This window comes from Pedobacter segetis (assembly GCF_016623585.1).
GTDB classification, from domain to species: domain Bacteria; phylum Bacteroidota; class Bacteroidia; order Sphingobacteriales; family Sphingobacteriaceae; genus Pseudopedobacter; species Pseudopedobacter segetis.
Genome location: NZ_JAEHFY010000006.1, coordinates 146,003 through 169,285, shown reverse-complemented (window position 1 = coordinate 169,285; position 23,283 = coordinate 146,003). Strand labels below are relative to the sequence as shown.

Below are 23,283 nucleotides of genomic sequence, written 5' to 3'. Positions count from 1 at the left end.
AAATGTTTTGATAATCATCATCACATTATCAAATGGACTCATCGTCAAACCATTATGCCCCAACTATAACTTTTGCAAAACGGATAACTTTATCATTTAGCAAATATCCTTTTTCAACCTCGTCCACAACTTTTCCTTTTAAATCATCAGATGGTGCTGGTATAGAAGTAATTGCTTCATGAATATCGGCATCAAAAGTTTTACCTTTCGCTACCATGGGTACTAACCCTTTTTGCACCAAAAGCGATTTTAATTTATGATGAACCAATTCGATTCCTTCTTTTACGGGCTTAACCTCTGTTGCATTTTCCATCGCTTTATCGGCTCTTTCAAAATCGTCCAAAACCCCTAATAAAGAAACAATCACATCTTTGCCCGCAGTTTGAAGCAAGTCTTTGCGCTCTTGACTGGTCCTTCGTTTATAATTCTCAAATTCTGCAAACAGGCGTAGGTATTTATCATTTAATTGAGCAACTTCATCTCTTAACTTGTCAGCTTCGCTTGGCTCGTTATCTTCAGCTTCGTTAACTCTTGCCTCGTTAACTTCTTTCATCTCTTCTTTAAGATATTCTGGTTCTTGGTTTTCTGCGTTATCTGCCATTTTGTTATGTTCTTCTTTTTCTGAAACCTTCTTTTTCTTAAACATTATGTTTTTGATATAATTAAACTCAAATACCAAACATACTGCCATTAAACAAAAACAGTCAAGCTGTCAGTTTAAAATAAATCAAACTTCCAAATTGACTGTTTTTTTAAGCTATAAGCTTTTAAACGGTTGCGTCTTCTATCACTTTGCCGTTCTCGCACTTAATTATACGGGATGGGAAAGTTCTGATAATATGATAATCATGCGTTGCCATTAATACCGCCGTACCGGATTGACTGATCTGCCGCAATAAAATCATGATTTCTTCTGATGTTTCTGGATCTAAGTTGCCGGTTGGCTCATCTGCTAAAATTAATTCGGGATCGTTTAATAAAGCCCTTGCAACTACCACGCGTTGCTGCTCGCCACCAGATATTTCATGGGGCATTTTTTTCATCTTGCTTCTTAGGCCTACTTTTTCCAGCACATCTTTAATGCGCTCGTCAATCAGGTTTTTATCTTTCCAGCCTGTGGCTTTTAAAACGAATGCCAAGTTTTGCTCTATACTTCTATCTGTTAGTAATTGGAAATCTTGAAAAACTATCCCCAACTTGCGGCGCATAAAAGGCACATCACCTTCTTTTAAATTGCTCAGCTCATAACCAACGGCATGTCCATCGCCATTTTTAATATGTAAATCGCCATAGATAATCTTTAACAGGCTGCTTTTCCCTGATCCTGTTTGGCCAATCAAGTAAACAAATTCGCCTTTATCTACATGCAGGTTCACATTAGATAGCACTAAATGTTTTTGTTGAAAAATATCAATGTTGTTTAATTTTATTACCGAGTTTCCTACCATTAGATTTCTAATTTTAAGATCTTACCAAAAGGTAAGTCTTTTACTATATTCATGATATAATTGGCCTTATCGCCTAAACCAACTTTTTCTAAATGCTTTTCGGGCCTATCTACCCTAAAATATGCCAAAAGAGTAAATTGCTCGTCCCGTAACTGCACATAATCTGGGATTTTTGCTACTCCTTTAACTTTAATGATATACATGGGCCAAAGTTAAAGTTTTTTTTATGGATGCTTAATAATTTTAAATTCTGTTTAGCGAGTTTAAAAACGAAATGGTATCAACGCCATCTGCAAAGTCCCAAAGTTTGGGGTTTTGGCTTTCGCCGAAGCTCACTTTGCTAGGAACCATGCTTTCATTTACAGATGAAACAACAACTTGGACCTCATTGGCTTTATTATTTAAAATTTCGATAGCTTGCCCTAAGGTTTGATATTCTTGGTAATAAACAGTTGCTAAAGGCGATACCATTCTATCATCTTTGGCAACCAACAAAAATCCGTTATCAAAATGTTGATTTTTATTGATTAAAAATATAGACTTGTTATAATCATAATTGTTATTGTATTTATGATGATTGATGATGGGGCTAAATTCTTCTATCGATTCAAAAAAATGCTTGAAAACATAACCCTCTGGCACAAAAAGTTTAGATACATTGCGGCAACCCAAACCATAATAATTAAATATATCTGCGCCTAAACGTTTTAAATCTTCGGTGGTTTCTTTCCCGGTTAAAAGTGCCACGCTATTTCTGTTTTTTCTGATGATGTTGGGCACCTTAGAGAAATAATGATCAAAATACCGGGAAGAATTATTGCTCCCAGTTGCAATTACGGCATCAAAACTTTCTAGTTTTTCTACAAATTGTATTTTATTTTTAAAGTTGGGTTCTGTTTCTACCAACTTTGATAGTATGTAAGGGATCAATAAATCATCTTGTGAAGATAATTTGATCACGGCGATATTGCCAGTTAATAAAACCGTCAAAATATCATGAAAACCAACCAATGGGATATTACCTGCTAATATTAAACCCACGTTTTTTGGATGATGGTTTAAACCTGGAATATTGGCTGTAAATTTTAAGAGGTCGGCTTTATTAAGCATTTGGCCATTAGCATTAATTGCGCTTAATACTTGCTCTTGGCTAAACCACGCATTTTTATGCTTTGCGCTTTCTATTGTATTTTTAAAATCATCGTTGGGGTTTAACAAGAAATCTCCTAATCTGGTAAATGCTTCTACTCTGTTTTCTTTAAAAAAATCTGACATTGACTGAATTCCGAATAATTTAATTGTGTTATATTTGCAGCTTATTAAGAAAAAACAAAAATACGTTTAAGGCGTTACAAAAGATAAGATATGGCAATTAAAATTACAGACGAGTGCATTAACTGCGGAGCATGTGAGCCAGAATGCCCCAATAATGCAATTTATGACGCTGGGCAAGCTTGGAAATTCTCTGAAGGCACAAACTTAAAAGGAATCATAGATTTTGGCGGTGGCGAAACCTTAAATGCTGATGAAGTACAGGCAGCCATTTCTGATGAGGTTTATTACATTGTTTCTGATAAATGTACAGAGTGTAAGGGTTTTCATGATGAGCCACAATGTGCCGCTGTTTGCCCAGTTGATTGCTGTGTGGACGATGAAGATGTGAGAGAAACAGAAGAAGAATTACTGGCTAAAAAAGCTTGGTTACACCAAGAAGGGTAATTTTCGATAAATATATTCGGTAAAAGGGTTGTCTTTTTTTTAGGTAACCCTTTTTTTGTGGAAAAAGCAGGTTGTTTTATTTTTATAGTTTACAATATTAGCTAGTTAAACTATAATTTTTTTTAAATAGGATTTAAACTTAGTTTTCAGCAAAAGTTATAAATGGTTTTATGTTGCCATTATCAGCTTGTTTTAAGGCCAAAATATATATTCTTCTCTTATTTCACTGGCATTAACCATATTTGAATTTTGCCAGTTAAAAATTTCTTTCCCGAAAATTGATTGGATGACGATATCGGCCATTAATCTTGAGTGCCTACCGTTTCTATTAGAAAAACAATGGATAGAAACAATTTTATGCTTAAATCTGATGGTAATCTCTTTGGGTGAGTGAGTTTTATTTCCTATCCAATACTTAGTGTCATCAATCAAATTTTTTAATTCTAAACTTATTTGAGGCCATTTAATCCCTATATTTAGTAAAGTTATAACTTTACTTTTTATGTTAAGTTATTAATTATCAATTATTTATAATTTTATTGATTTTTGTTTTAAAAAGAAATCTTAATCTTAGAATAACTATACTTATTACAGGTTTTGTTTTGCTGATCTTATTTAATTGTGAAGAACCTAAGTTAAATAAACGGGATTGAAGCGGCACCACGGCTTTGCCGACGGTAGGAGGCAAAACGGAGTATAGCGCAAAGCCCGGCTACCGGTAATTGATTTTGATGGATTTGCTTTTCAAAAAAAATCCCAACCTTTTAAAAAAGATTGGGATTGAGGGCTTCGACTCCGCTCTGCCTGACATTTAATTTATTTTTTGAGGACTTCGACTCCGCTCAGCCTGATATTTAATTTATTTTTTAAACCTATCTACCAAGCTAGGTTTTGAGCAGCATTTTAAACCTGCTTTTCTTGCGGCATCCATTTCTTGGGCTGTACAAAAAGAACCGTCTTTATGTATGCCTATTAATTCGCCATCCTCGGTTTTCACAATCTGAACATCTTGTACTTGATGGTTGATGTTTAAAGAAGTTGCAGGTTTGATGGTTACTTGGCCGGTTTGCGCAATGTAAGGTGCGATAACCAAAGATACGATAGACATCAGTTTGATTAAAATATTCATGGATGGGCCTGAGGTATCTTTGAATGGATCACCAACGGTATCACCGGTTACGGATGCTTTATGTGGCTCTGATTTTTTATAGTGCATTTCGTTATTGATCAAAACACCTTTTTCAAAAGATTTTTTAGCGTTATCCCATGCGCCACCAGCGTTTGACTGGAAAATTCCCATTAAAACCCCTGAAACGGTTACACCTGCCAATAAGCCCCCTAGAACTTCTGGGCCAAAAATAAAACCAATGATAACAGGAGTGATCAAAGCAATTGCCCCGGGCATCATCATCTCTCTGATGGATGCTTTGGTAGATATGGCTACGCATTTCTCGTACTCTGGCTTCGCCTTATACTCCATAATGCCAGGGATTTCCCTAAACTGGCGGCGCACTTCGTTTACCATATCCATTGCTGCTTTACCTACTGCCTGGATACACAGGGCCGAAAAGATAAAAGGGATCATTGCACCTACAAACAATCCTGCCAAAACCGGGGCTTTGTAAATATCTATGGCTGTTATACCAGCAATACCTACAAAAGCCGCAAATAAGGCCAAAGAAGTTAAAGCAGCAGATGCGATCGCAAATCCTTTTCCGGTTGCTGCGGTTGTGTTTCCAACTGCATCTAAGTTATCTGTACGCTCACGCACTTCTGGGGGTAATTGGGCCATTTCTGCGATACCACCTGCATTATCTGCAATTGGGCCAAAAGCATCAATTGCTAGTTGCATTGCCGTTGTTGCCATCATCCCTGCAGCTGCAATTGCAACCCCGTACAAACCAGCGAAATAATAAGAAGTCATGATACCGCCAGCCAATGTTAAGATTGGAATAACGGTAGATTTCATCCCTACGGCCAGACCAGAAATAATATTTGTAGCGTGGCCGGTTGAAGATTGTTGAACTATAGAATCGACAGGTGATTTACCCATTGCGGTATAATATTCTGTTACGATGCTCATGATAGTGCCAACCACTAAACCAACTATAATTGCGTAAAAAACATTGATACTTGTAAATTCATAACCTCTAAGTATCAAGTTGTTTGGTAGCATCCATTTAACAACAAAAAATGATGCTACCGCGGTTATGGCAATTGATGACCAGTTACCTAGGTTTAAAGCGGTTTGAACGTTTGATTTTTCGTCTTTGATGGTTACAAACCATGTGCCTATGATAGAAAATAAAATCCCTAAACCACAAATTACCATGGGTAATAGGATAGGGGACATCCCCCCAAATTTATCGCCTACGGCATTAATTTCTTGCCCTAACACCATTGTAGCCAAAATGGTTGCCACATAAGAACCAAATAAATCTGCCCCCATACCGGCTACGTCGCCCACGTTATCTCCAACATTGTCTGCAATCGTTGCCGGGTTTCTAACATCATCTTCTGGGATACCTGCTTCTACTTTACCCACTAAATCGGCACCAACGTCGGCAGCTTTGGTGTAAATTCCACCGCCAACACGGGCAAACAGCGCAATAGATTCTGCGCCTAAAGAAAACCCGGTTAATACTTCAATAGAAGTTTTTACGGTTTCGGTGCCTAAATCTGAGAAATAGGCTAAGAAAGCGATGAACAAGCCACCTAAGCCTAATATTGCGAGGCCAGCAACCCCTAGGCCCATTACGGTTCCGCCGGTAAAAGAAACTTTTAGGGCTTGTTTTAAACTGGTTCTTGCCGCTTGGGTAGTTCTTACGTTGGCTTTTGTAGCGGCCCTCATCCCGATATATCCTGCAAAAGCAGAAAACACAGCACCTATTACAAATGCGATTGCAATTACCCAGCTAGAGTGTATTTCTTTGCCGTTAATTTGATGGATGGTACCAGAGTAGGCTAATAATGAACCTGCAAAAAGCACAAAAATGCTTAAAACTTTCCATTCTGCCTTTAAGAAAGCCATTGCACCATCTGCAATGTAACCTGCAAGTTGGGTCATTTTTTCATCACCAGCATCTTGTTTTGATACCCAAATAGATTTGGAAATCATTACCAAGATGCCAATAAGCCCTAAAACTGGGATAAAATAAAGTAAATTAGTTTGTAAAAAATCCATATAAGTTATAAAGTGTAAGCAAAAATTTAGGTTCTTCTGATTTTTGGCAGAATTTCCAAAATTAAGAGGCTAATCGGTATTTCCAAACATTTATTTTTCTTAAGCTAAAAATGGTAAATTTTAAAGTAGCAATAATGATTAAAAACCAATGGATAAGATTGTTTTGGAAATTGCGATTTGATTGTTATGAATAACTTAATTGTAGGTTTCGATTTTTTAGATAGCTTTAGGTTTTAATCTAAAAAATGGATAAAGTTTTACGTACACAGATGAAGAGAGAATTGGGTCTTTTAGATTCTACCATGATTGTTTCTGGATCTATGATTGGTTCTGGGATATTTTTAGTGAGCTCTGAAATGGCTAGAACAGTTGGTTCGCCAGGCGTGATATTATTGATTTGGTTGTTAACCGGTGTAATTACCTTAATTGCCGCTTTAAGTTACGGCGAATTGGCCAGTATGATGCCTAAAGCAGGAGGGCAATATGTTTATTTAAAAGAAGCTTTTAACCCAATGGTTGGCTTTTTATTTGGGTGGACGGTTTTTACGGTAATCCAAACTGGGGTAATTGCGGCAGTGGCTATTGCATTTGCAAAATATACTGCAGAATTAATCCCGTTTTTTGATGAAAAGCATATCTTGTTTTCTTTAAAGAGCTTTCATTTTAATGCAACCCAGTTTCTTGCCCTATTATTGATTTCCTTTTTAACGATCTTAAACCTCCAAGGAATAAAAAGCGCCAAAATTGTGCAAACCACCTTTACCTTAGCCAAGATACTATCTTTACTGGGGTTGATAGTTTTGGGAATCTACTTCGGTTTAAATAGCGCAGCATTTAAAACTAACCTAGCAGATTTTTGGACTGCTTTTTCTGTTAAACAAAACGATGATGGCACCATAACTAAAGAATTGTTGGGAGGCGTAGTTTTATGGGGAGCTATTGGGGCAGCAATGATCGGGTCTTTATTTAGCGCAGATTCTTGGAATACGATTACCTTTACCGCCGGTGAAGTTAAAGATCCACAAAGAAATATTCCTTTAAGCCTATTATTTGGGACACTAACGGTTACGGTACTGTATATTTTGGCCAATGTTGCTTATATCATGCTGTTACCAATGATCGGTTCGCCAGATGGCGCAACGGCTTTAGCAAGAGGAGTTTCTTTTGCTTCACAAGATAGGGTTGGCACAGCGGCAGCCTCTATGATCTTTGGGAGTTCGGCGGTTACCATAATGGCATTGTTAATTATGGTTTCTACATTTGGCTGTAATAACGGATTGATTTTATCTGGCGCTAGGTTATATTATGCCATGGCAAAAGATGGTGTTTTCTTTAAAAAAGCGGCAAAACTAAATAAAAAGGATGTACCTGGTTTCGCTTTGATTTTACAGGCAGTTTGGTCATCCATTTTATGTCTTTCTGGGTCTTATGGGCAACTTTTAGATTATTGTACCTTCTCTTCTTTGCTGTTTTATATTGTAACCATTGTTGGTTTATTTGTTTTAAGAAAGAAAAAACCAGAATGGGAACGCCCCTATAAAGCATTTGGATACCCAGTTTTACCGGCACTTTACATCATTATAGCATCTGCCATTTGTGTGGATTTATTGATTTACAAGCCAGGCACTTGTGGCTGGGGGTTAGCCATTGTTCTTTTTGGCATTCCTGTTTATTATTTAACCAAAAAGAAAACAGCATTTTAAATTAGAATTAAGCGTTAAATAATTTCTGCAACAGAAAACACTTCATAGTTTAAACTTTAATAAAAGAAATTTTGAGGATTGAATTTTAAATCCTTCTCTTATTAAATAAAGAAAGCTTAAGCCTAATGTATTGCTGTAAGAAGTTTGGATAAACATTATAAGCAATATTGGTTAACAGTATTGCCAATGCCCAAAGCCAATATTTGTTGATGATTGAATAGACGGTTATTAAGAAGAAAAAAAGAAACAACGTTAAATGGAATTTCTCAAAAACATAAGTTTGATTTATAATAGCAGAAATTGATTTTTTGTCTTTAGTAAGGATCCTATGCTGGGGAAACTTCTTTTTGAGCAAATTATTTATGATTTCTCCGTTCTGCGAAATCTTGTTTATGGTATTAACCCCTAACTTTTTATAAATCTTGGTTGTTTTTCCAATTTGCAATCTATCAATAAATGAATTTTTTAAGAACATCGGTATAAAACTAATCGAAAGAAAAACGTAAATTATTTTTAACCCAATAAGCGTAAAACAAAATACCGAAATTGGAGCTAGATTTAAAACAGACCAAAATAGATTTGGGATCATATTATACAATGCTAGCAGTTTCTTTCTTTTTTTTGTAATGATTTGATTACTAATAGTCATTATAGTTGTTGATGATGTTGGCACATCGATATAAACAGAAGTAATCTATAATCCGTTTTTAGGTTTTATGGTACTGTGCCTCCTAATTTATATCATTTTCTCAATTCTCATTTCAAAAATCTACATATTCCTTCTATACTGCCCACCAACCTCATAAAGCGCATTAGAAATCTGCCCTAAAGAGCAATATTTCGTAGCTTCCATCAAACCTTCAAAGATGTTTTCTCCTTGTATCGCTTTTAGCTGCAAAACTTTTAACAGGCTTTCTGTTTTGTCCTCGTTTCTGAGCTGAAAAGCCTCGAGGTTTTTGATCTGCAATTGCTTTTCTTCTTCTGTTGCCCTAATAATTTCTCCGGGAGCAACTGTTAATGAGCCTTCCTTGTTTAAAAAGGTGTTCACGCCGATAATCGGGAATTCGCCGGTATGTTTTAAGGTTTCGTAGTACAAAGATTCTTCTTGTATTTTACTACGTTGGTACATGGTTTCCATGGCTCCTAAAACTCCACCACGATCATTAATCCGTTTAAATTCTGTTAATACGGCTTGTTCTACCAAGTCGGTTAGTTCTTCTATAATGAAAGCACCCTGCAAAGGATTTTCGTTTTTTGTTAAGCCCAATTCTCTGTTAATGATCAACTGAATGGCCATTGCCCTGCGCACAGAAGCTTCTGTAGGGGTGGTAATGGCTTCATCATAAGCGTTGGTATGCAAAGAGTTGCAATTATCGTAAATGGCGTACAAAGCTTGTAAGGTTGTTCTAATATCATTAAAGTCGATCTCTTGGGCATGTAAAGATCTGCCAGAAGTTTGGATATGATATTTAAGTTTTTGGGAACGGTCATTACCTTTATATTTATGTTTGATGGCTTTTGCCCAAATTCTTCTCGCTACTCTCCCGATCACTGCATATTCTGGATCTATCCCGTTAGAGAAAAAGAAAGAAAGGTTGGGTGCAAAATCATCGATGTTCATGCCCCTACTTAAATAGTATTCTACAAAAGTGAAACCATTAGAAAGCGTAAATGCCAATTGCGAGATTGGATTTGCGCCCGCTTCGGCTATGTGATAACCAGAAATAGAAACGGAATAAAAGTTTCTAACTTTCTCATCAATAAAATATTGTTGGATATCGCCCATCATGCGCAAAGCGAATTCTGTTGAGAAAATACAGGTATTTTGTGCTTGGTCTTCTTTTAAAATATCGGCCTGTACCGTTCCACGTACTGTTGCAATAGCTTTCGCTTTTATGGTTTCGTAAATTTCTGAAGGTAAAACCTGGTCGCCGGTAACGCCCAAAAGCATCAAGCCTAAACCATCATTTCCTTTTGGCAATTTGCCTTCGTAATGTGGCTTTTTAGTGCCGTTAGCCTTATAAATTTGCTTAATCTTAGCCTCTACCTCTTGCTCTAAACCATTTTCTTTAATGTATTTTTCACATTGTTGATCAATGGCCGCATTCATGAAAAAGCCTAAAAGCATAGGTGCGGGGCCATTGATGGTCATAGAAACAGAAGTTGATGCGGCACATAAATCAAAACCAGAATATAGTTTTTTGGCATCGTCTAAAGTGGCAATGCTTACGCCAGAGTTGCCAATTTTCCCATAAATATCCGGACGTAAATTTGGGTCTTCTCCATATAAAGTTACCGAGTCAAAGGCGGTAGAGAGTCTTTTTGCAGGTTGCCCCAAACTCACATAATGGAAACGTTTGTTGGTTCTTTCTGGCCCGCCTTCCCCGGCAAACATACGTGTTGGGTCTTCTCCTTCGCGTTTCAAAGGGAAAACACCGGCTGCATAAGGAAACTCTCCTGGTAAATTTTCTGTTAATAACCATCTTAAGATATCTCCCCAGGCTTCATATTTTGGTAAGGATATTTTCGGGATTTTTAGTTTTGATAAAGATTCTGAAAATAAAGTTTGTTTAATTTCTTTATCCCTTACTTTGTAAATGAAATAGTCTTGTTTATATTGTTTTACCGTTTCTGGCCATTGGCGTAATAAACGTTTGCATTCTCCATCTAACCCTTCTTCAATATCGCTGTAAAGCTGTTTTAAAGAATTTATTTCTTCGGCTGTAGCCTGATGATTTTCTAAAAGCTCAATAGTGCCGTGTAGCTGATAGAGTTGTTGCGCCAGTTTGCTTTGTGCGGCTACAAAATCGGCGTAAGCCTGATTGGCCTCTGCAATTTCTGCCAAATAACGGGTTCTATCTGGCGGGATGATGTATATTTTCTCCGATTCTTCTTTGGTAAAACCCATCTTGGCCTTAAAATCGATTCCGGTTTTATCAGAAATCTTTTTCATGATCGCAGAAAATAGATTATTTGTACCGGGATCATTAAATTGGGAAGCCATGGTACCATAAATTGGTAAATCTTCGTCTTTGACTTCAAAAATTAAATGGTTGCGTTTGTATTGTTTGCGCACATCACGTATGGCATCTTGTGCACCACGTTTATCAAACTTATTGATAGCTACCATATCGGCAAAATCGAGCATATCGATTTTTTCTAATTGTGTAGCCGCACCAAATTCTGGTGTCATCACGTACAAAGAAACATCGCAATGCTCGGTAATTTCTGTGTCTGATTGCCCAATACCAGAGGTTTCTACGATCACTAGATCAAAACCTGCCGCTTTGCAAATATTTATAGATTCTTGTACGTATTTTGATAAAGCCAAATTAGCTTGGCGAGTAGCCAATGAGCGCATATAAATCCTTGGGTTGTTGATGGCGTTCATCCTTATCCTATCGCCCAAAAGTGCGCCACCTGTTTTTCTTTTAGAAGGATCTACAGAAATAATGGCCAATGTTTTATCTGTCTCCACCAAAAAACGGCGCACCAATTCATCAACCAAAGAAGATTTTCCCGCACCGCCCGTACCTGTAATCCCTAAAACGGGAATGGTTTTATTATTGATGAGTTTTTTTACTTCGGTTAAAAAATCTACTGCTGCGGCCGGGAAATTCTCTGCCACAGATATTGCAGAAGCGATGGAATTCACATTTCTATTGGGCAAGGTTTTAATTTCTCCATTCAGTTTTTCTATGGTTGGGAAATCTGTTTTGCGCAACATATCATTGATCATCCCCTGCAAACCCATTCTTCTGCCATCATCTGGGGAATAAATTTTATTGATGCCGTATTTCTCTAATTCTTTAATCTCATCTGCTAAAATCACGCCCCCACCTCCAGCAAAAATTTTGATATGCCCAGCATTTCTTTCCTGCAACAAATCGTACATATATTTAAAGTATTCTGTATGCCCACCTTGGTAAGATGTCATGGCGATACCTTGCACATCTTCTTGTATGGCACAATTTACTACCTCATCAACAGAGCGGTTATGGCCAAGGTGTATTACTTCAGCTCCAGAAGATTGTAAAATCCTTCGCATAATGTTGATAGTCGCATCATGCCCATCAAAAAGGGAAGCTGCGGTTACAAATCTGATTTTATTCTTGGGCTTATATATATCGGTTTCTTGCATGGATATGAGCTAAAATCCTTATTAGGGATCTCAAATTTACGTTTTTGAAGTGGTTAAGGCAATAGCGTATTTGTTTGTTGGGATTTTGAGATGAATAGCGCTTTCTTCACATCGAGGAACTAGACATCACACATAAAGGTAAATCATTATGATGGCAAACTTGCGAGTGATATATCTCCTTTCTTAGACATGATGCGTTTTTTAAGAGCGTATTTATGGCTTTGTTTTGAGGAGTTTCAATATCATTTAGCATAATTTGGTTTTCTAAATGCGAGTTATGCCTAATTTATTTCAGCATCTCACTTGTTGATTAATCAAATAAACAAGATTTCCCTTTAACTAAAACCCTATGTAGGTTTTGCTTTAGGGATAAGAACGACATCTCCGCCTGTTTTTCGGGCAGGCTTTTTTTGCTCTTACCGCCAAGCAAATAACAAAAAAAGATACATCCGCCAGTTGGCGGAGTGTTAAAACGCCCAAATTCTTCTTGTTGTGAGGCGATTTTTGATGAATTATTATTACGCCCGAAATAACCTTTGAATTTTCGCAAAACTTTATAAATACTACTTTTGTTGGGATTACTAAATATATTATCCTTTATTTGCGTTAAAATCTAATCTGAATGGCTAAAAATTTACTCATCGTAGAATCTCCGGCAAAAGCGAAAACTATAGAGGGTTATCTTGGGAAAGATTTCATGGTAAAATCTAGTTACGGCCACATCCGCGATCTTAGGAAAGATGATAGCGCTATTGAGGTTGATAACGATTTTAAACAGCACTATGAGATTTCGCCAGATAAAAAGCAATTGGTTGCAGAACTTAAGAAGTTGGCAAAATCGGCAGAAATGGTTTGGCTAGCATCGGATGAGGACCGGGAGGGAGAAGCTATTTCTTGGCATTTGTACGAGTCTTTGGGTTTAACCGAGAAAAACACCAAACGTATCGTTTTTCACGAGATTACCAAGCCGGCCATTACCAAAGCGATTGAAAACCCCAGGACGATTAATTACGATTTAGTAAATGCACAGCAAGCCCGCAGGGTCTTAGATCGTTTGGTTGGTTTTGAGCTTTCGCCCGTTTTATGGAAAAAAGTAAAACCCTCTTTATCTGCCGGTAGGGTACAATCTGTGGCCGTAAGGCTGATCGTGGATAGGGAACGCGAGGTTAACGCCTTTAACAGTACTGCAGCTTACAGGGTGGTTGCCGTTTTTTCTACCGATAAAAAAGATATATTTAAAGCAGAACTTTCTTCTAAATTTGATAAGAAAGAAGATGCCCAAAAGTTTTTAGAGGATTGCAATGGCGCAACTTTTAAAATAAATAGCTTAGATGTTAAGCCTTTAAAGAGAAATCCCGCAGCGCCATTTACCACTTCAACTTTACAACAAGAAGCGAGTAGAAAATTGGGTTTTTCTGTTTCTAGAACCATGACGGTTGCACAAAAACTGTATGAAACAGGTAAAATTACCTATATGCGTACCGATTCTGTGAACCTATCTGATACCGCATTAGATGCTGCTGCACAAGAAATTAAGTCTGCTTATGGCAAACAATATTTTGAGCAAAGAAGATTTAAAACCAAATCTGCAAGTGCACAAGAAGCGCATGAAGCCATAAGGCCTACGCACTTTGAGTGGCATACTTTAGATGGCGATGCTTCTGAAAAACGCTTGTATGAATTAATTTGGAAAAGAGCGATTGCCTCTCAGATGAGTGAAGCACAGATTGAAAAAACGACAGCTAAAATAGGCATCAGCACCAGGAACGAAGAATTAACAGCAAACGGCGAAGTAATCAAATTTGATGGTTTCTTAAAAGTATATTTAGAGAGCGATGATGACGATGATAATGATGATAAATCTGAAGAGGGAATCTTACCTCCGTTATTTCCTCAGCAAAAACTAAATCTAGAAGAACTTACCGCTACAGAAAGATTCTCTCGCCCGCCGGCAAGGTATTCTGAAGCGGCGTTGGTAAAAAAATTAGAAGAACTGGGCATTGGTAGGCCATCTACCTATGCTCCAACTATTTCTACCGTACAAAATAGAGGTTATGTAACCAAAGAAGAGCGTGAAGGGAAGCAAAGAAATTATCAGGTTTTAACCTTAAAAAAGGGAGAAATAAAGCAACAGATAAAATCTGAGATTACCGGGGCCGATAAAGGTAAATTATTCCCAACGGATATTGGTACCGTAGTGAACGATTTTTTGGTAGAGCATTTTAAAGGGATCGTAGATTTTCATTTTACCGCCAATGTAGAAAAAGAATTTGACGAGATTGCCCATGGTTTAAAAGATTGGACCAAAATGTTGAAAGATTTTTATAAGCCTTTCCATATTGAAGTTCAGGATACTTTAGAAAATGCCGATAGGGCAAGTGGAGAACGTTTGTTGGGTGTTGATCCTAAATCTGGAAAGAATGTTTATACCCGTATAGGCAAATTTGGGCCTATGGTTCAAATTGGAGAATCTGAGGATGAAGAAAAACCAACTTATGCGAGTTTGCTGAAATCCCAGTCGGTAGAATCTGTAACTTTAGAAGATGCGCTAGAGCTTTTTAAACTGCCATTTTCTTTAAATGATTATGAAGATAAAGAGGTTTCTGTGGGCGTTGGGCGTTTTGGGCCTTATGTAAAATGGGGAGATACTTATATTTCTTTGCCCAAAAACCAAAATGCTTTAGAAGTTGATAACAAAAGGGCAATCGAGATTATTGAAGAAAAGAAATTGGCAGATGCACCCGTAGCAACTTTTAAAGGAGAGCCCGTAACTAAAGGAAGAGGCAGGTTTGGCCCTTTTTTGAAATGGAAGGATATTTTTGTTAATGTACCCGTTAGGTATAACTTCGATAATTTATCCAAAACAGAAATAGACGAACTGATTAGCGCTAAAATCGAGAAAGAAGCCAATCGTTACATACAGCAATGGGAAAAAGAAAAAATCGCTATTGAAAACGGGCGTTGGGGCCCTTTTATAAGGTTTGGGAAAGCAATGTTGAAATTGGGTAAAAACCCTGTTTCTGGAGAAAAATACTTGCCAGAAGATTTGCAGCGCATTTCTTTAGAAGAGGTAAAAAAACTGATTACCGAACAAATTCCGGATGCGTTTGAGCTAAAAGCTAAAAAAGCACCCACCAAAAAAGCACCCGTTAAGAAAGTTGCTGCTAAAAAACCATCCGCAAAAAAAGCTGCGGTAAAAAAGAAATAAATGAAGAAAGATATCCCCGAGAATTTGGTGGTAGATATTTCTATTGCGGTAGTATTGGAGTTTGAAACCCCAGAGACCAAATCTTGGGCGGTTTATCTAATTAACCAGAAAAATGTTTTTATAGAAACTGTTTTGATCACCTCTAAGGGCTATGGTTTAAAAGATGGCGAAAGCGTTAAAACTTCTATCCTAAGGCATCATATCAAAAAAGTGGAAGCTAACTCTTTTGCTAAGATAGAATTGATACAAGAAGAGGTTTTTGGTTTAAACAACGAGTATTGGGTAAGCTATTATATCAATGGAGAAATTTTTGATAAGAAATTTGTTTTTTTACCAGAAAGCATCTTAGATACCAACTTTATTAAAGTTCCGTTGGTAAACAAGCCCGGTGTTGTGATAGGGAATTAAATTTTTGATGAGGTGCAGCATCTAGCGTTTAAAAAAAAGGCTTACCAATATGGGCTTTCGCTTCTGGCGGATAAGCAGTTAAATTTACAAGCCGATATTGCTGCACTGCGGGACGGGATCGCCAACGATTCTAAAAGTAGCATGGGCGATAAATATGAGACCAGCCGCGAAATGTCTCAACAAGAGATCAACAGGTTAGAACAGCAATTGCTCATCAATCAACAACATATTTTTAACCTCAAAAACCTTGATTGGCAAAGTAAGAACCATAGAATTTTATTGGGGAGTTTGGTTTTAACGGATGCCGGCCAATTTTTTATTTCCGTTAGTTTGGGCGAGGTAAAATTAAACAACCAATCTCTTTATTTTATCTCTCCCGCATCTCCAATGGCAAAATGTTTGTTTGGTAGGTCTGTAGCAGAAACATTTGAAATCAATAATAAAACCATAAAAATTTTGGATATTATCTGATCTTTTTTTAGCCTAATCCATAATAATATCTTCTCTAACCCTGTTTGCGGCCACATAATTTTTATCGATATTTTTGATTATTTCTAAGATCGTGTTGACAGAACCCACAAAAAAATCTTGATTGATGTTTTGGAACTCATCCGTTTCTTTATGATAATCCTTATGATCTTCTACCCCAAAATAAATAAAGGGAATGTTTTTAGCGTAAAACGAACCTTGATCGCTTTGATAAGTCCAATCATCATGGCCAGTTTTGGGATCATCATGCCCAAAAAGGATATTTGGTTTATGGTTTGAAGATGTAATGAAAGGTTTTAAATGAGGGAACTGAAAGGTGCCACAAGCATATAATTCATTCTTATCATTGTGGGCTATCATATCCATATTGATATTAATGGCGATATTTCTTAAGCTAACCGGTGGGTGGGCCACAAAATATTTTGATCCTTGCAACCCCATTTCTTCTGCATCAAAAGCAGCAAAAACCATGGAGTAATTTGGTTGGTGTTTTGCAAAATAATCGGCGTAAGCCAAAACCGCTACCACACCACTCGCATCATCATCTGCGCCATTAAAAATTTTCCCGTTTTTAATCCCCAAATGATCGTAATGGGCAGAAATTACCATCACCTTATCTGTTTTGCCTTTGATATAACCTATTATGTTGTTCCCATTTATGGTTTCGCCAGCTTTATTCTTAAACTCGATAGGTTGTTTATAATCAGCATAGTAAGAAAAAAGACCGGCTTTTTTAAACCTATCGATAATAAACTGCGCTGCCCTGTTGTTTCCGGGTGTCCCGGTTTTTCGTCCTTCGTATTTATCATCAGAAAGTTCTTTCAAATCAGAGAGCACCGCTTTATTGTTTATTTTTTGAGAACAAGCATTTAGCGTTATTAAAAGGCAGATCAGATAAAAGGCGTTTTTCATTTGAGGGTTATTTTATTTCAAATATAATGAATTGGATAGGATTGTACGGTTTTTAGGTTAATTTTGATCGTTTATCAATCATTACTGCCAATTGAACGTTCAACTGCAAAAACTAGAAGATTTTTTAAACCAGAAGGTTGCACTATATAACCAGCCAAATTTTATTACGTTAGATCCAGTTTCTATTCCTCATCTTTTTAAAAAGAAGCAAGATATAGAAATTATGGGCTTTTGGGCCGCAATGTTAGCTTGGGGACAAAGGGTAACTATAATCAATAAATGTAAAGAGCTGATCGCTTTGATGGACGGGGCTCCGCATGATTTTATCATGAACCATCAAGATAATGACCTTAAACGGATGCTGAATTTTAAGCATCGTACTTTTAACGCAACGGATACGCTTTATTTCATCGAGTTTTTCAAAACACATTATTCTAGTTTCGACTCTTTAGAAGATGCTTTTTTGCCTTTTAAGAAAAACGATGAATTTAGGACAGAATTTGTGGAACTAAGTATGGCCACCAAAACCGAAAAAGAAAACAATTCTATGGTTTGCCTTTCATCTAGATTAGCAGAAAACACCATTGAAGGAAATCTGAATTACTTTAGGTCTTATTTTTTTTCATTACCAGATTATCCTCGCCGAACCATTAAACACGTTTCTTCTCCATTGCAAAAATCTACTTGCAAACGTTTGAACATGTTTTTGCGATGGATGGTAAGAAAGGATAATTGCGGTGTAGATTTTGGTCTGTGGAGCCGTATTAAACCCAGTTGGTTGATCTGTCCATGCGATCTACATGTGGATAGGGTTGGGCGCAAATTAGGGCTTATTACCCGCAAACAAACAGATTGGCAAACCGCTTTAGAGTTAACAGATAGTTTGCGGCAGTTGGATCCCCTGGATCCAGTAAAATATGATTTTGCTCTTTTTGGTTTGGGGGTAGAGGAGAAGTTTGCTAAAACATTTTAAAAACAGGATAGCTGATAAGCTATCCTGCGTTGGTATTTTTATCCCGCCAAAATTTCATCGATTTCTTTCAATTCATATTCCTCGAAATAAATATTGTCTAAAGATTTTAAAGAATCTGCCAATTGAGATGCTTTACTTGCCCCCACCAAAACGGTGGTGATGCGATCATCTTTCAACAACCAAGCAATGGCCATCTGCGCCAGGCTTTGTTCTCTGTTAAGGGCTATTTTGTTAAGCTTTTTTACTTTTTCGATTTTATCTGGCGTTGCGTAACTCTCGGTTAAAAAACCATGTGATTTTGCTAAACGAGAATCTTCTGGCACTCCGTTTAAATATTTATTGGTCAATAAACCTTGCGCTAAAGGAGAGAACGGTATGCAACCTACTTGGTGCTTTTCTAAAGCGTTCAATAAACTGTCTTCTACCCAACGCTCAAACATAGAGTATTTTGGCTGGTGAATTAAGCAAGGCGTTCCCAATCTTTTTAAGATGGAGACCGCATCTTCAAATTCTGGTGTTTTGTAATTGCTTAGGCCAATGTACAATGCTTTTCCTTGTCTCACTATTAAATCTAAGGCGGCCATTGTTTCTTCCAAAGGTGTTTCTGGATCTGGACGGTGATGATAAAATATATCCACATAATCCAAATTCATACGTTTTAAGCTTTGGTCTAAACTAGAGACCAAGTATTTTTTAGATCCCCAATCACCATAAGGGCCATCCCACATGGTATAACCAGCTTTGGTAGAAATGATCATTTCGTCTCTGTGGTTTTTAAAATCTTGGTGTAGTATTTTACCAAAATTCTCTTCTGCAGAACCCGGGGGCGGGCCATAGTTGTTAGCCAGATCATAATGGGTAATGCCACTGTCAAAAGCAAAGTGCAGCGTTTCACGGTAATTTTCAAAAACGTCAACTCCGCCAAAGTTATGCCATAAGCCCAATGAAAGGGCAGAAAGTTTGATGCCGCTGTTGCCACAACGTCTGTATTGCATGCTTTTATAGCGGTTAGGTTTAGCAGTATAAATCATATAAATTATTAATTATTTCAATGCAAATTAACTAAATGTGTTTAATTAATTCGTTAGCTCGGTTCTATAAACTTCTTAAGTATTTTTTCTTTTGGCTATCTCGTCTCTTATCTTGGCGGCTTTTTCATAAGCCTCTTCTGTTAAGGCCTGTTGCAACTTGGTCTGTAACTCTTGATCAGAGAAACTGGTATAGTTGTTCCCGGTTATTTTTGGCTCCTCAACTGGTTCAATATTATCTAAAAAAACAAAATCGTTGCCTTCTATCACGATCCCGGCAGAGGCCAGGATAAACTCATAAGTGTAAATTGGGCAGCCAAACCTAACCGCCAAAGCAATTGCATCAGAAGAACGGGCATCTATCTCTAAAGTCTTTTTACCATCGCTACAAACCAATTTACTGTAAAATACACCCTCTACAAGGTTGTAGATAATAACCTCTTGTATATGGATGTGATAAGCCTCTGCAAAAGATTTAAAAAGATCATGCGTTAACGGGCGGCTAGGGGTCATTTTTTCTATCTCAATGGCGATCGCTTGCGCCTCAAAACCCCCAATAATAATGGGCAACCTCCTTCTTCCGCTCACTTCTCCCAATACCAAGGCATAAGCACCAGATTGGGTTTGGCTGTATGATAAACCTATAATGTCTAATTTTAATTTCTTCATTTTATATTTTTACCCAAAAACTTTACCAAAGAATTAACGATCTTTATTTGATCTGTGCTACAAAAGTTGAGGGAAACTTTAATTTTGTTTTATCTGTTTAATGTGTCTAATTTTGTTTTAAAATAAATAATTTGGGCGTTTTAACACTCTGCCAACTGGCGGATATATCTTTTTTTCTTATCCTTTGACTCCCTCTTCGACTTCGCTCAGAGTGACAATGCTCAGGATGACAAAAAAGCTTGCCCGAATTACAGGCGGGGATGCCGCTTCAATCTTTAACGCAAAAAACAGCATAATTTAAAACCATTCTTTAACTAAAAACTCGCTTGCAAAGGTAAGCATACCATTACAAACGAGTTTAAATTTTTAGCTAAAAATTAAGAATTTGCTTTTAAAGCCTTAACGGCTTCAATCATTTTAGGCACTACCTCGAAAGCATCGCCAACAATGCCGTAATCTGCAACTTTAAAGAAAGGCGCTTCCGGATCTTTATTAATTACTACAATTATTTTAGAAGATGAAACACCTGCCAAATGCTGTATGGCACCAGAAATACCGATAGCGATATATAAATTTGGTGAAATCGCGATACCCGTTTGGCCAACGTGTTCACTATGTGGCCGCCAGTCTGCATCAGAAACCGGTTTAGAACAAGCGGTTGCCGCACCCAACAGATTGGCCAGTTCTTCTATCATTCCCCAGTTTTCTGGGCCTTTTAGGCCACGCCCGGCGCTTACCACCAATTCTGCATCTGGCAATGAAACCTTATCCGTTGCCCTTACAATTTCTTTGATGATCACTTTAAAATCAGAATCTTTATTTTCTGAAGTAAATTCTTCTACCTTGGCTGCGCTGCCTTCTTCTACAACTTTATAAGAGTTTGGGGTTAAAGAAATCACTTTATTCTCAGAATCCATTTCTACCATGGCAAAAGCTTTGTTAGAAAAAGCAGTTTTCTTCACAATAAACTTCCCTCCATCTGTTTTTGGCAATTCTATTGCCCCGTCTGCAACGGCTGCTTCTAGTTTTACACCTATTCTTGGTGCTAAACCTTTGCCAGAAAAAGAATTAGAAAGCACTACAACGTTTGCGCTTTCTTTTTTTGCGGCTTCGGCAATTACAGAGGCATAGGCCTGGTTAACAAAAGATTTTAATTTATCGTTACCTACGTTTAAAACTTTTTCTGCACCGTACTTACCTAAGTTCTCTAATTCTGATGAAGCTACATCGCCAATAGAAATGGCGGTTAAGCCGGTGTTCATTTGCTTTGCTATTGCTTTTGCATAAGAGACAACCTCAAATATTGATTTTTTGAATTTGCCTTCGGCATTTTCTACATATACTAAAACAGACATATTTTTATTTTTTTATTTTTAATTTTATGTGCTTCGCTAGGTTGCGCTGCGCTAGGCTGAGGTTGCGCTTCGCTAGGTTTCGCTTCGCTAGGCTGAGGTTGCGCTGCGCTAGGCTGAGGTTGCGCTTCGCTAGGCTGAGGTTGCGCTGCGCTAGGTTGAGGCTGCGCTTCGCTAGGCTGAGGTTGCGCTACGCTAGGCTTGGCTTTGCAAATTTGCCCAACCGTAATCTCAACCTCATTTCGCAACCTAATTTTTCTCAACCTCAATTTTTCTCAGCCTCAACCTAGTTTCTCAACCTCATTTTTCTCAACCTCAACCTCATTTCTCAACCTCAACCTAGTTTCTCAACCTCATTTTTCTCAACCTCAACCTAATTTCTCAACCTCATTTTTCTCAACCTCAACCTCATTTCTCAACCTCATTTCTCAACCTCAACCTCATTTCTCAACCTCAACATAGGTTTTGCGTTAGGGATGGAAGCGGTATCCTTTTTTTATTTGTCCTTTAATTCCCTCCTCGATTTCTCTTCGACTTCGCTCAGAGTGAGAATGCTCAAGGCGACAATGCTTTGATGACAAATAAAAAAAGATATAGCGTACAGCCCGCCCGAACGCCCTAATTATTTTAAAAAACTTTTGCCTCGCTGTGTAAAAGCTCGATCAGTTTTTCTGGTTCTGATGAATCAACCAATTTAACTGCGCCACGAGGAGCCGGGGTTTCAAACTTTACAATATCCGACAATTTTTTTACTTCTATGGCCTCTACAACGGTCAGTGGTTTTGTTCTTGCGCTCATGATCCCTCTCATGTTCGGGATCTTCCATTCTGCAACGCCTTCGGCGGTACCTGCAACAAAAGGAAAAGGGATGGTCAACACTTCTTTGCCGCCTTCAATTTCACGTTCTACGGTTGCTTTATCGCCATCAACATCTAACTTTTTTATGATAGAAACAGAAGGAATGTCCATTAGCTCGCCTAGCATTGCTGCTACTTTTGCCCCGTTATAATCTATAGATTCGCGTCCGGTGAGGATTAGATCATAAGCTTGGTCTTTGGCGTAATTTGCGATTTGTTTTGCTACAAAATAAGCATCTTTTGGTGATGCATTTATCCTTACCGCGTCTGTTGCGCCAATTGCCAGTGCTTTTCTGATGGTTGGTTCTGTACTCGCATCGCCAACGTTTATGACCGTTACCGTTCCGTTTCCATTATCTGTAAGCTCTATAGCCCTAGAAAGTGCAATCTCATCATAAGGGTTTAAAACAAATTGAACGCCTGTTTGATTAAACTGGGTGTTATCATTGGTAAAAGTTATTTTTGTGGTAGTATCTGGTACGTTACTAATACAAACTAAAATTTTCATCATTTATCTATTGTTTTTAGTTTTTTTACTATTGTTTTTAAAGGTACTCAAGTTATATGGTTTCACTAAATTTTTAATGGTAATAAAACGATCATGAAATGATACCCAGAGAAGTTTTGTATAATCATGATAGTTTCATATAATTGGTTTTACAAATTTAATTAAATAAGCCGCTTTATAAAACGATGATAAACAGATTGGACAAATTATTAGAGTTTATAGGTAATGAACCTAACGACCCATTTTTAAAATATGCTTTGGCAACTGAATATCTTCGTTTAAATAACCAAGAAAAAGCATTATGGTTTTACTTAGACCTTGTAAAAAACCATGAAGATTACGTGGGAACCTATTATCACCTGGGTAAATTGTATGAGGGGATGCAAAAACCTTACGATGCCTTAAAAGTTTACCAAAAAGGAATGGAGGTTGCCAAAAAGATAAAAGACCAGCATGCCCTAAACGAATTGATGGGCGTTTATAATAGCTTACAAGATGAGATGGAGGATTGATTGGATCTATATTTTAGGGACGAGAAATAAAAGACAAGAAAAAAGAGCCAAGAGGCAAGAACCAAGAAGCAAGAACCAAGAACCAAGAGACAAGAAAAAAAGAGGCAAGAAGCAAGATGATTGTGTTATGGAAAGGGGCGATTGAAGTAAAGAATTATTAATGGATTATTGA

The 23,283-nt window shown here is 37.4% G+C and carries 22 protein-coding genes; 8 read left to right on the top strand and 14 right to left on the bottom strand.

Going from position 1 to position 23,283, the window contains the following annotated elements; genetic code table 11:
- Positions 1–52: 52 nt before the first annotated feature.
- From grpE to I5M32_RS05735, 4 genes are all read right to left on the bottom strand, one after another.
- Positions 53–646, bottom strand: coding sequence for a nucleotide exchange factor GrpE (grpE, locus tag I5M32_RS05750; protein WP_200585230.1), 594 nt, complete (start codon positions 644–646; stop codon positions 53–55).
- A 121-nt stretch (positions 647–767) separates the two neighbouring features.
- Positions 768–1,448, bottom strand: coding sequence for a cell division ATP-binding protein FtsE (locus I5M32_RS05745; RefSeq protein ID WP_200585229.1), 681 nt, complete (start codon positions 1,446–1,448; stop codon positions 768–770).
- Positions 1,448–1,651 (bottom strand): fructose-6-phosphate aldolase, encoded by a 204-nt coding sequence (locus tag I5M32_RS05740; protein WP_200585228.1) that lies wholly within the window; start codon positions 1,649–1,651, stop codon positions 1,448–1,450. Before I5M32_RS05740 ends, I5M32_RS05745 begins: the two co-directional genes overlap by 1 nt.
- Before the next feature lie 40 nt (positions 1,652–1,691).
- Positions 1,692–2,723 carry an acyl-CoA reductase gene (locus I5M32_RS05735; RefSeq protein WP_200585227.1) on the bottom strand — a complete coding sequence of 344 codons (1,032 nt, stop codon included), beginning with the start codon at positions 2,721–2,723 and terminating at the stop codon, positions 1,692–1,694.
- A 90-nt stretch (positions 2,724–2,813) separates the two neighbouring features.
- Between I5M32_RS05735 and I5M32_RS05730 the strand changes: the two genes are divergently transcribed.
- Positions 2,814–3,167, top strand: coding sequence for a 4Fe-4S dicluster domain-containing protein (locus tag I5M32_RS05730; protein ID WP_200585226.1), 354 nt, complete (start codon positions 2,814–2,816; stop codon positions 3,165–3,167).
- Positions 3,168–4,026: 859 nt separating this feature from the next.
- On the opposite strand, the gene I5M32_RS05720 is transcribed toward I5M32_RS05730, so the two are convergent.
- Complete coding sequence (locus I5M32_RS05720; protein ID WP_234461870.1) at positions 4,027–6,351, bottom strand: sodium-translocating pyrophosphatase; 2,325 nt, start codon at positions 6,349–6,351, stop codon at positions 4,027–4,029.
- A gap of 245 nt (positions 6,352–6,596) precedes the next feature.
- Between I5M32_RS05720 and I5M32_RS05715 the strand changes: the two genes are divergently transcribed.
- Entirely contained in the window at positions 6,597–8,054 is a 1,458-nt protein-coding gene (locus I5M32_RS05715; protein WP_200585224.1) for an APC family permease, read from the top strand.
- Between the two features lie 85 nt (positions 8,055–8,139).
- Here I5M32_RS05715 and I5M32_RS16990 read toward each other — a convergent pair whose 3' ends face one another.
- The 3 genes from I5M32_RS16990 to I5M32_RS05705 form a co-directional block, all read right to left on the bottom strand.
- Positions 8,140–8,529, bottom strand: coding sequence for a glycosyl-4,4'-diaponeurosporenoate acyltransferase CrtO family protein (locus I5M32_RS16990; RefSeq protein ID WP_394370314.1), 390 nt, complete (start codon positions 8,527–8,529; stop codon positions 8,140–8,142).
- A gap of 294 nt (positions 8,530–8,823) precedes the next feature.
- Positions 8,824–12,195, bottom strand: a complete 3,372-nt coding sequence (locus I5M32_RS05710) for a methylmalonyl-CoA mutase family protein (RefSeq protein ID WP_200585223.1) — start codon at positions 12,193–12,195, stop codon at positions 8,824–8,826.
- A 310-nt stretch (positions 12,196–12,505) separates the two neighbouring features.
- Positions 12,506–12,745 (bottom strand): hypothetical protein, encoded by a 240-nt coding sequence (locus I5M32_RS05705; RefSeq protein ID WP_200585222.1) that lies wholly within the window; start codon positions 12,743–12,745, stop codon positions 12,506–12,508.
- Positions 12,746–12,817: 72 nt separating this feature from the next.
- On the opposite strand from I5M32_RS05705, the gene topA reads away from it, so the two are divergent.
- Genes topA through I5M32_RS05690 form a run of 3 tightly spaced genes read left to right on the top strand, consistent with a single transcriptional unit; the run spans position 12,818 to position 16,282 of the window.
- Entirely contained in the window at positions 12,818–15,403 is a 2,586-nt protein-coding gene (gene topA / locus I5M32_RS05700) for a type I DNA topoisomerase (RefSeq protein ID WP_200585221.1), read from the top strand.
- A complete protein-coding gene (locus I5M32_RS05695; protein WP_200585220.1) occupies positions 15,404–15,811 on the top strand; it encodes a hypothetical protein in 408 nt (135 codons plus the stop codon).
- A gap of 12 nt (positions 15,812–15,823) precedes the next feature.
- The gene (locus I5M32_RS05690; protein WP_200585219.1) at positions 15,824–16,282 is read left to right on the top strand and encodes a hypothetical protein; all 459 of its coding nucleotides are present in this window, start codon (positions 15,824–15,826) and stop codon (positions 16,280–16,282) included.
- 12 nt (positions 16,283–16,294) lie between these two features.
- Here I5M32_RS05690 and I5M32_RS05685 read toward each other — a convergent pair whose 3' ends face one another.
- A complete protein-coding gene (locus I5M32_RS05685) occupies positions 16,295–17,212 on the bottom strand; it encodes a M28 family peptidase (RefSeq protein ID WP_200585218.1) in 918 nt (305 codons plus the stop codon).
- Positions 17,213–17,303: 91 nt separating this feature from the next.
- Between I5M32_RS05685 and I5M32_RS05680 the strand changes: the two genes are divergently transcribed.
- Positions 17,304–18,185 carry a TIGR02757 family protein gene (locus I5M32_RS05680; RefSeq protein WP_234461869.1) on the top strand — a complete coding sequence of 294 codons (882 nt, stop codon included), beginning with the start codon at positions 17,304–17,306 and terminating at the stop codon, positions 18,183–18,185.
- A gap of 38 nt (positions 18,186–18,223) precedes the next feature.
- On the opposite strand, the gene mgrA is transcribed toward I5M32_RS05680, so the two are convergent.
- The 5 genes from mgrA to I5M32_RS05655 form a co-directional block, all read right to left on the bottom strand.
- Positions 18,224–19,216, bottom strand: coding sequence for an L-glyceraldehyde 3-phosphate reductase (gene mgrA / locus I5M32_RS05675; protein ID WP_200585217.1), 993 nt, complete (start codon positions 19,214–19,216; stop codon positions 18,224–18,226).
- A 75-nt stretch (positions 19,217–19,291) separates the two neighbouring features.
- Positions 19,292–19,882 carry a bifunctional nuclease family protein gene (locus I5M32_RS05670; RefSeq protein WP_200585216.1) on the bottom strand — a complete coding sequence of 197 codons (591 nt, stop codon included), beginning with the start codon at positions 19,880–19,882 and terminating at the stop codon, positions 19,292–19,294.
- Positions 19,883–20,259: 377 nt separating this feature from the next.
- Positions 20,260–21,237, bottom strand: a complete 978-nt coding sequence (locus I5M32_RS05665) for an electron transfer flavoprotein subunit alpha/FixB family protein (protein ID WP_200585215.1) — start codon at positions 21,235–21,237, stop codon at positions 20,260–20,262.
- On the bottom strand, positions 21,225–21,497 hold the full coding sequence (locus tag I5M32_RS05660; protein ID WP_200585214.1) for a hypothetical protein: 273 nt from the start codon (positions 21,495–21,497) through the stop codon (positions 21,225–21,227). The genes I5M32_RS05665 and I5M32_RS05660 overlap by 13 nt, the downstream gene beginning before the upstream one ends.
- Positions 21,498–21,861: 364 nt before the next feature.
- Positions 21,862–22,599 carry an electron transfer flavoprotein subunit beta/FixA family protein gene (locus tag I5M32_RS05655; protein ID WP_200585245.1) on the bottom strand — a complete coding sequence of 246 codons (738 nt, stop codon included), beginning with the start codon at positions 22,597–22,599 and terminating at the stop codon, positions 21,862–21,864.
- A 197-nt stretch (positions 22,600–22,796) separates the two neighbouring features.
- Here I5M32_RS05655 and I5M32_RS05650 point away from each other — a divergent pair, with 197 nt between their 5' ends.
- On the top strand, positions 22,797–23,111 hold the full coding sequence (locus I5M32_RS05650) for a tetratricopeptide repeat protein (protein ID WP_394370313.1): 315 nt from the start codon (positions 22,797–22,799) through the stop codon (positions 23,109–23,111).
- Entirely contained in the window at positions 23,095–23,256 is a 162-nt protein-coding gene (locus I5M32_RS05645; protein WP_200585212.1) for a hypothetical protein, read from the top strand. Before I5M32_RS05650 ends, I5M32_RS05645 begins: the two co-directional genes overlap by 17 nt.
- Positions 23,257–23,283 lie beyond the last annotated feature (27 nt).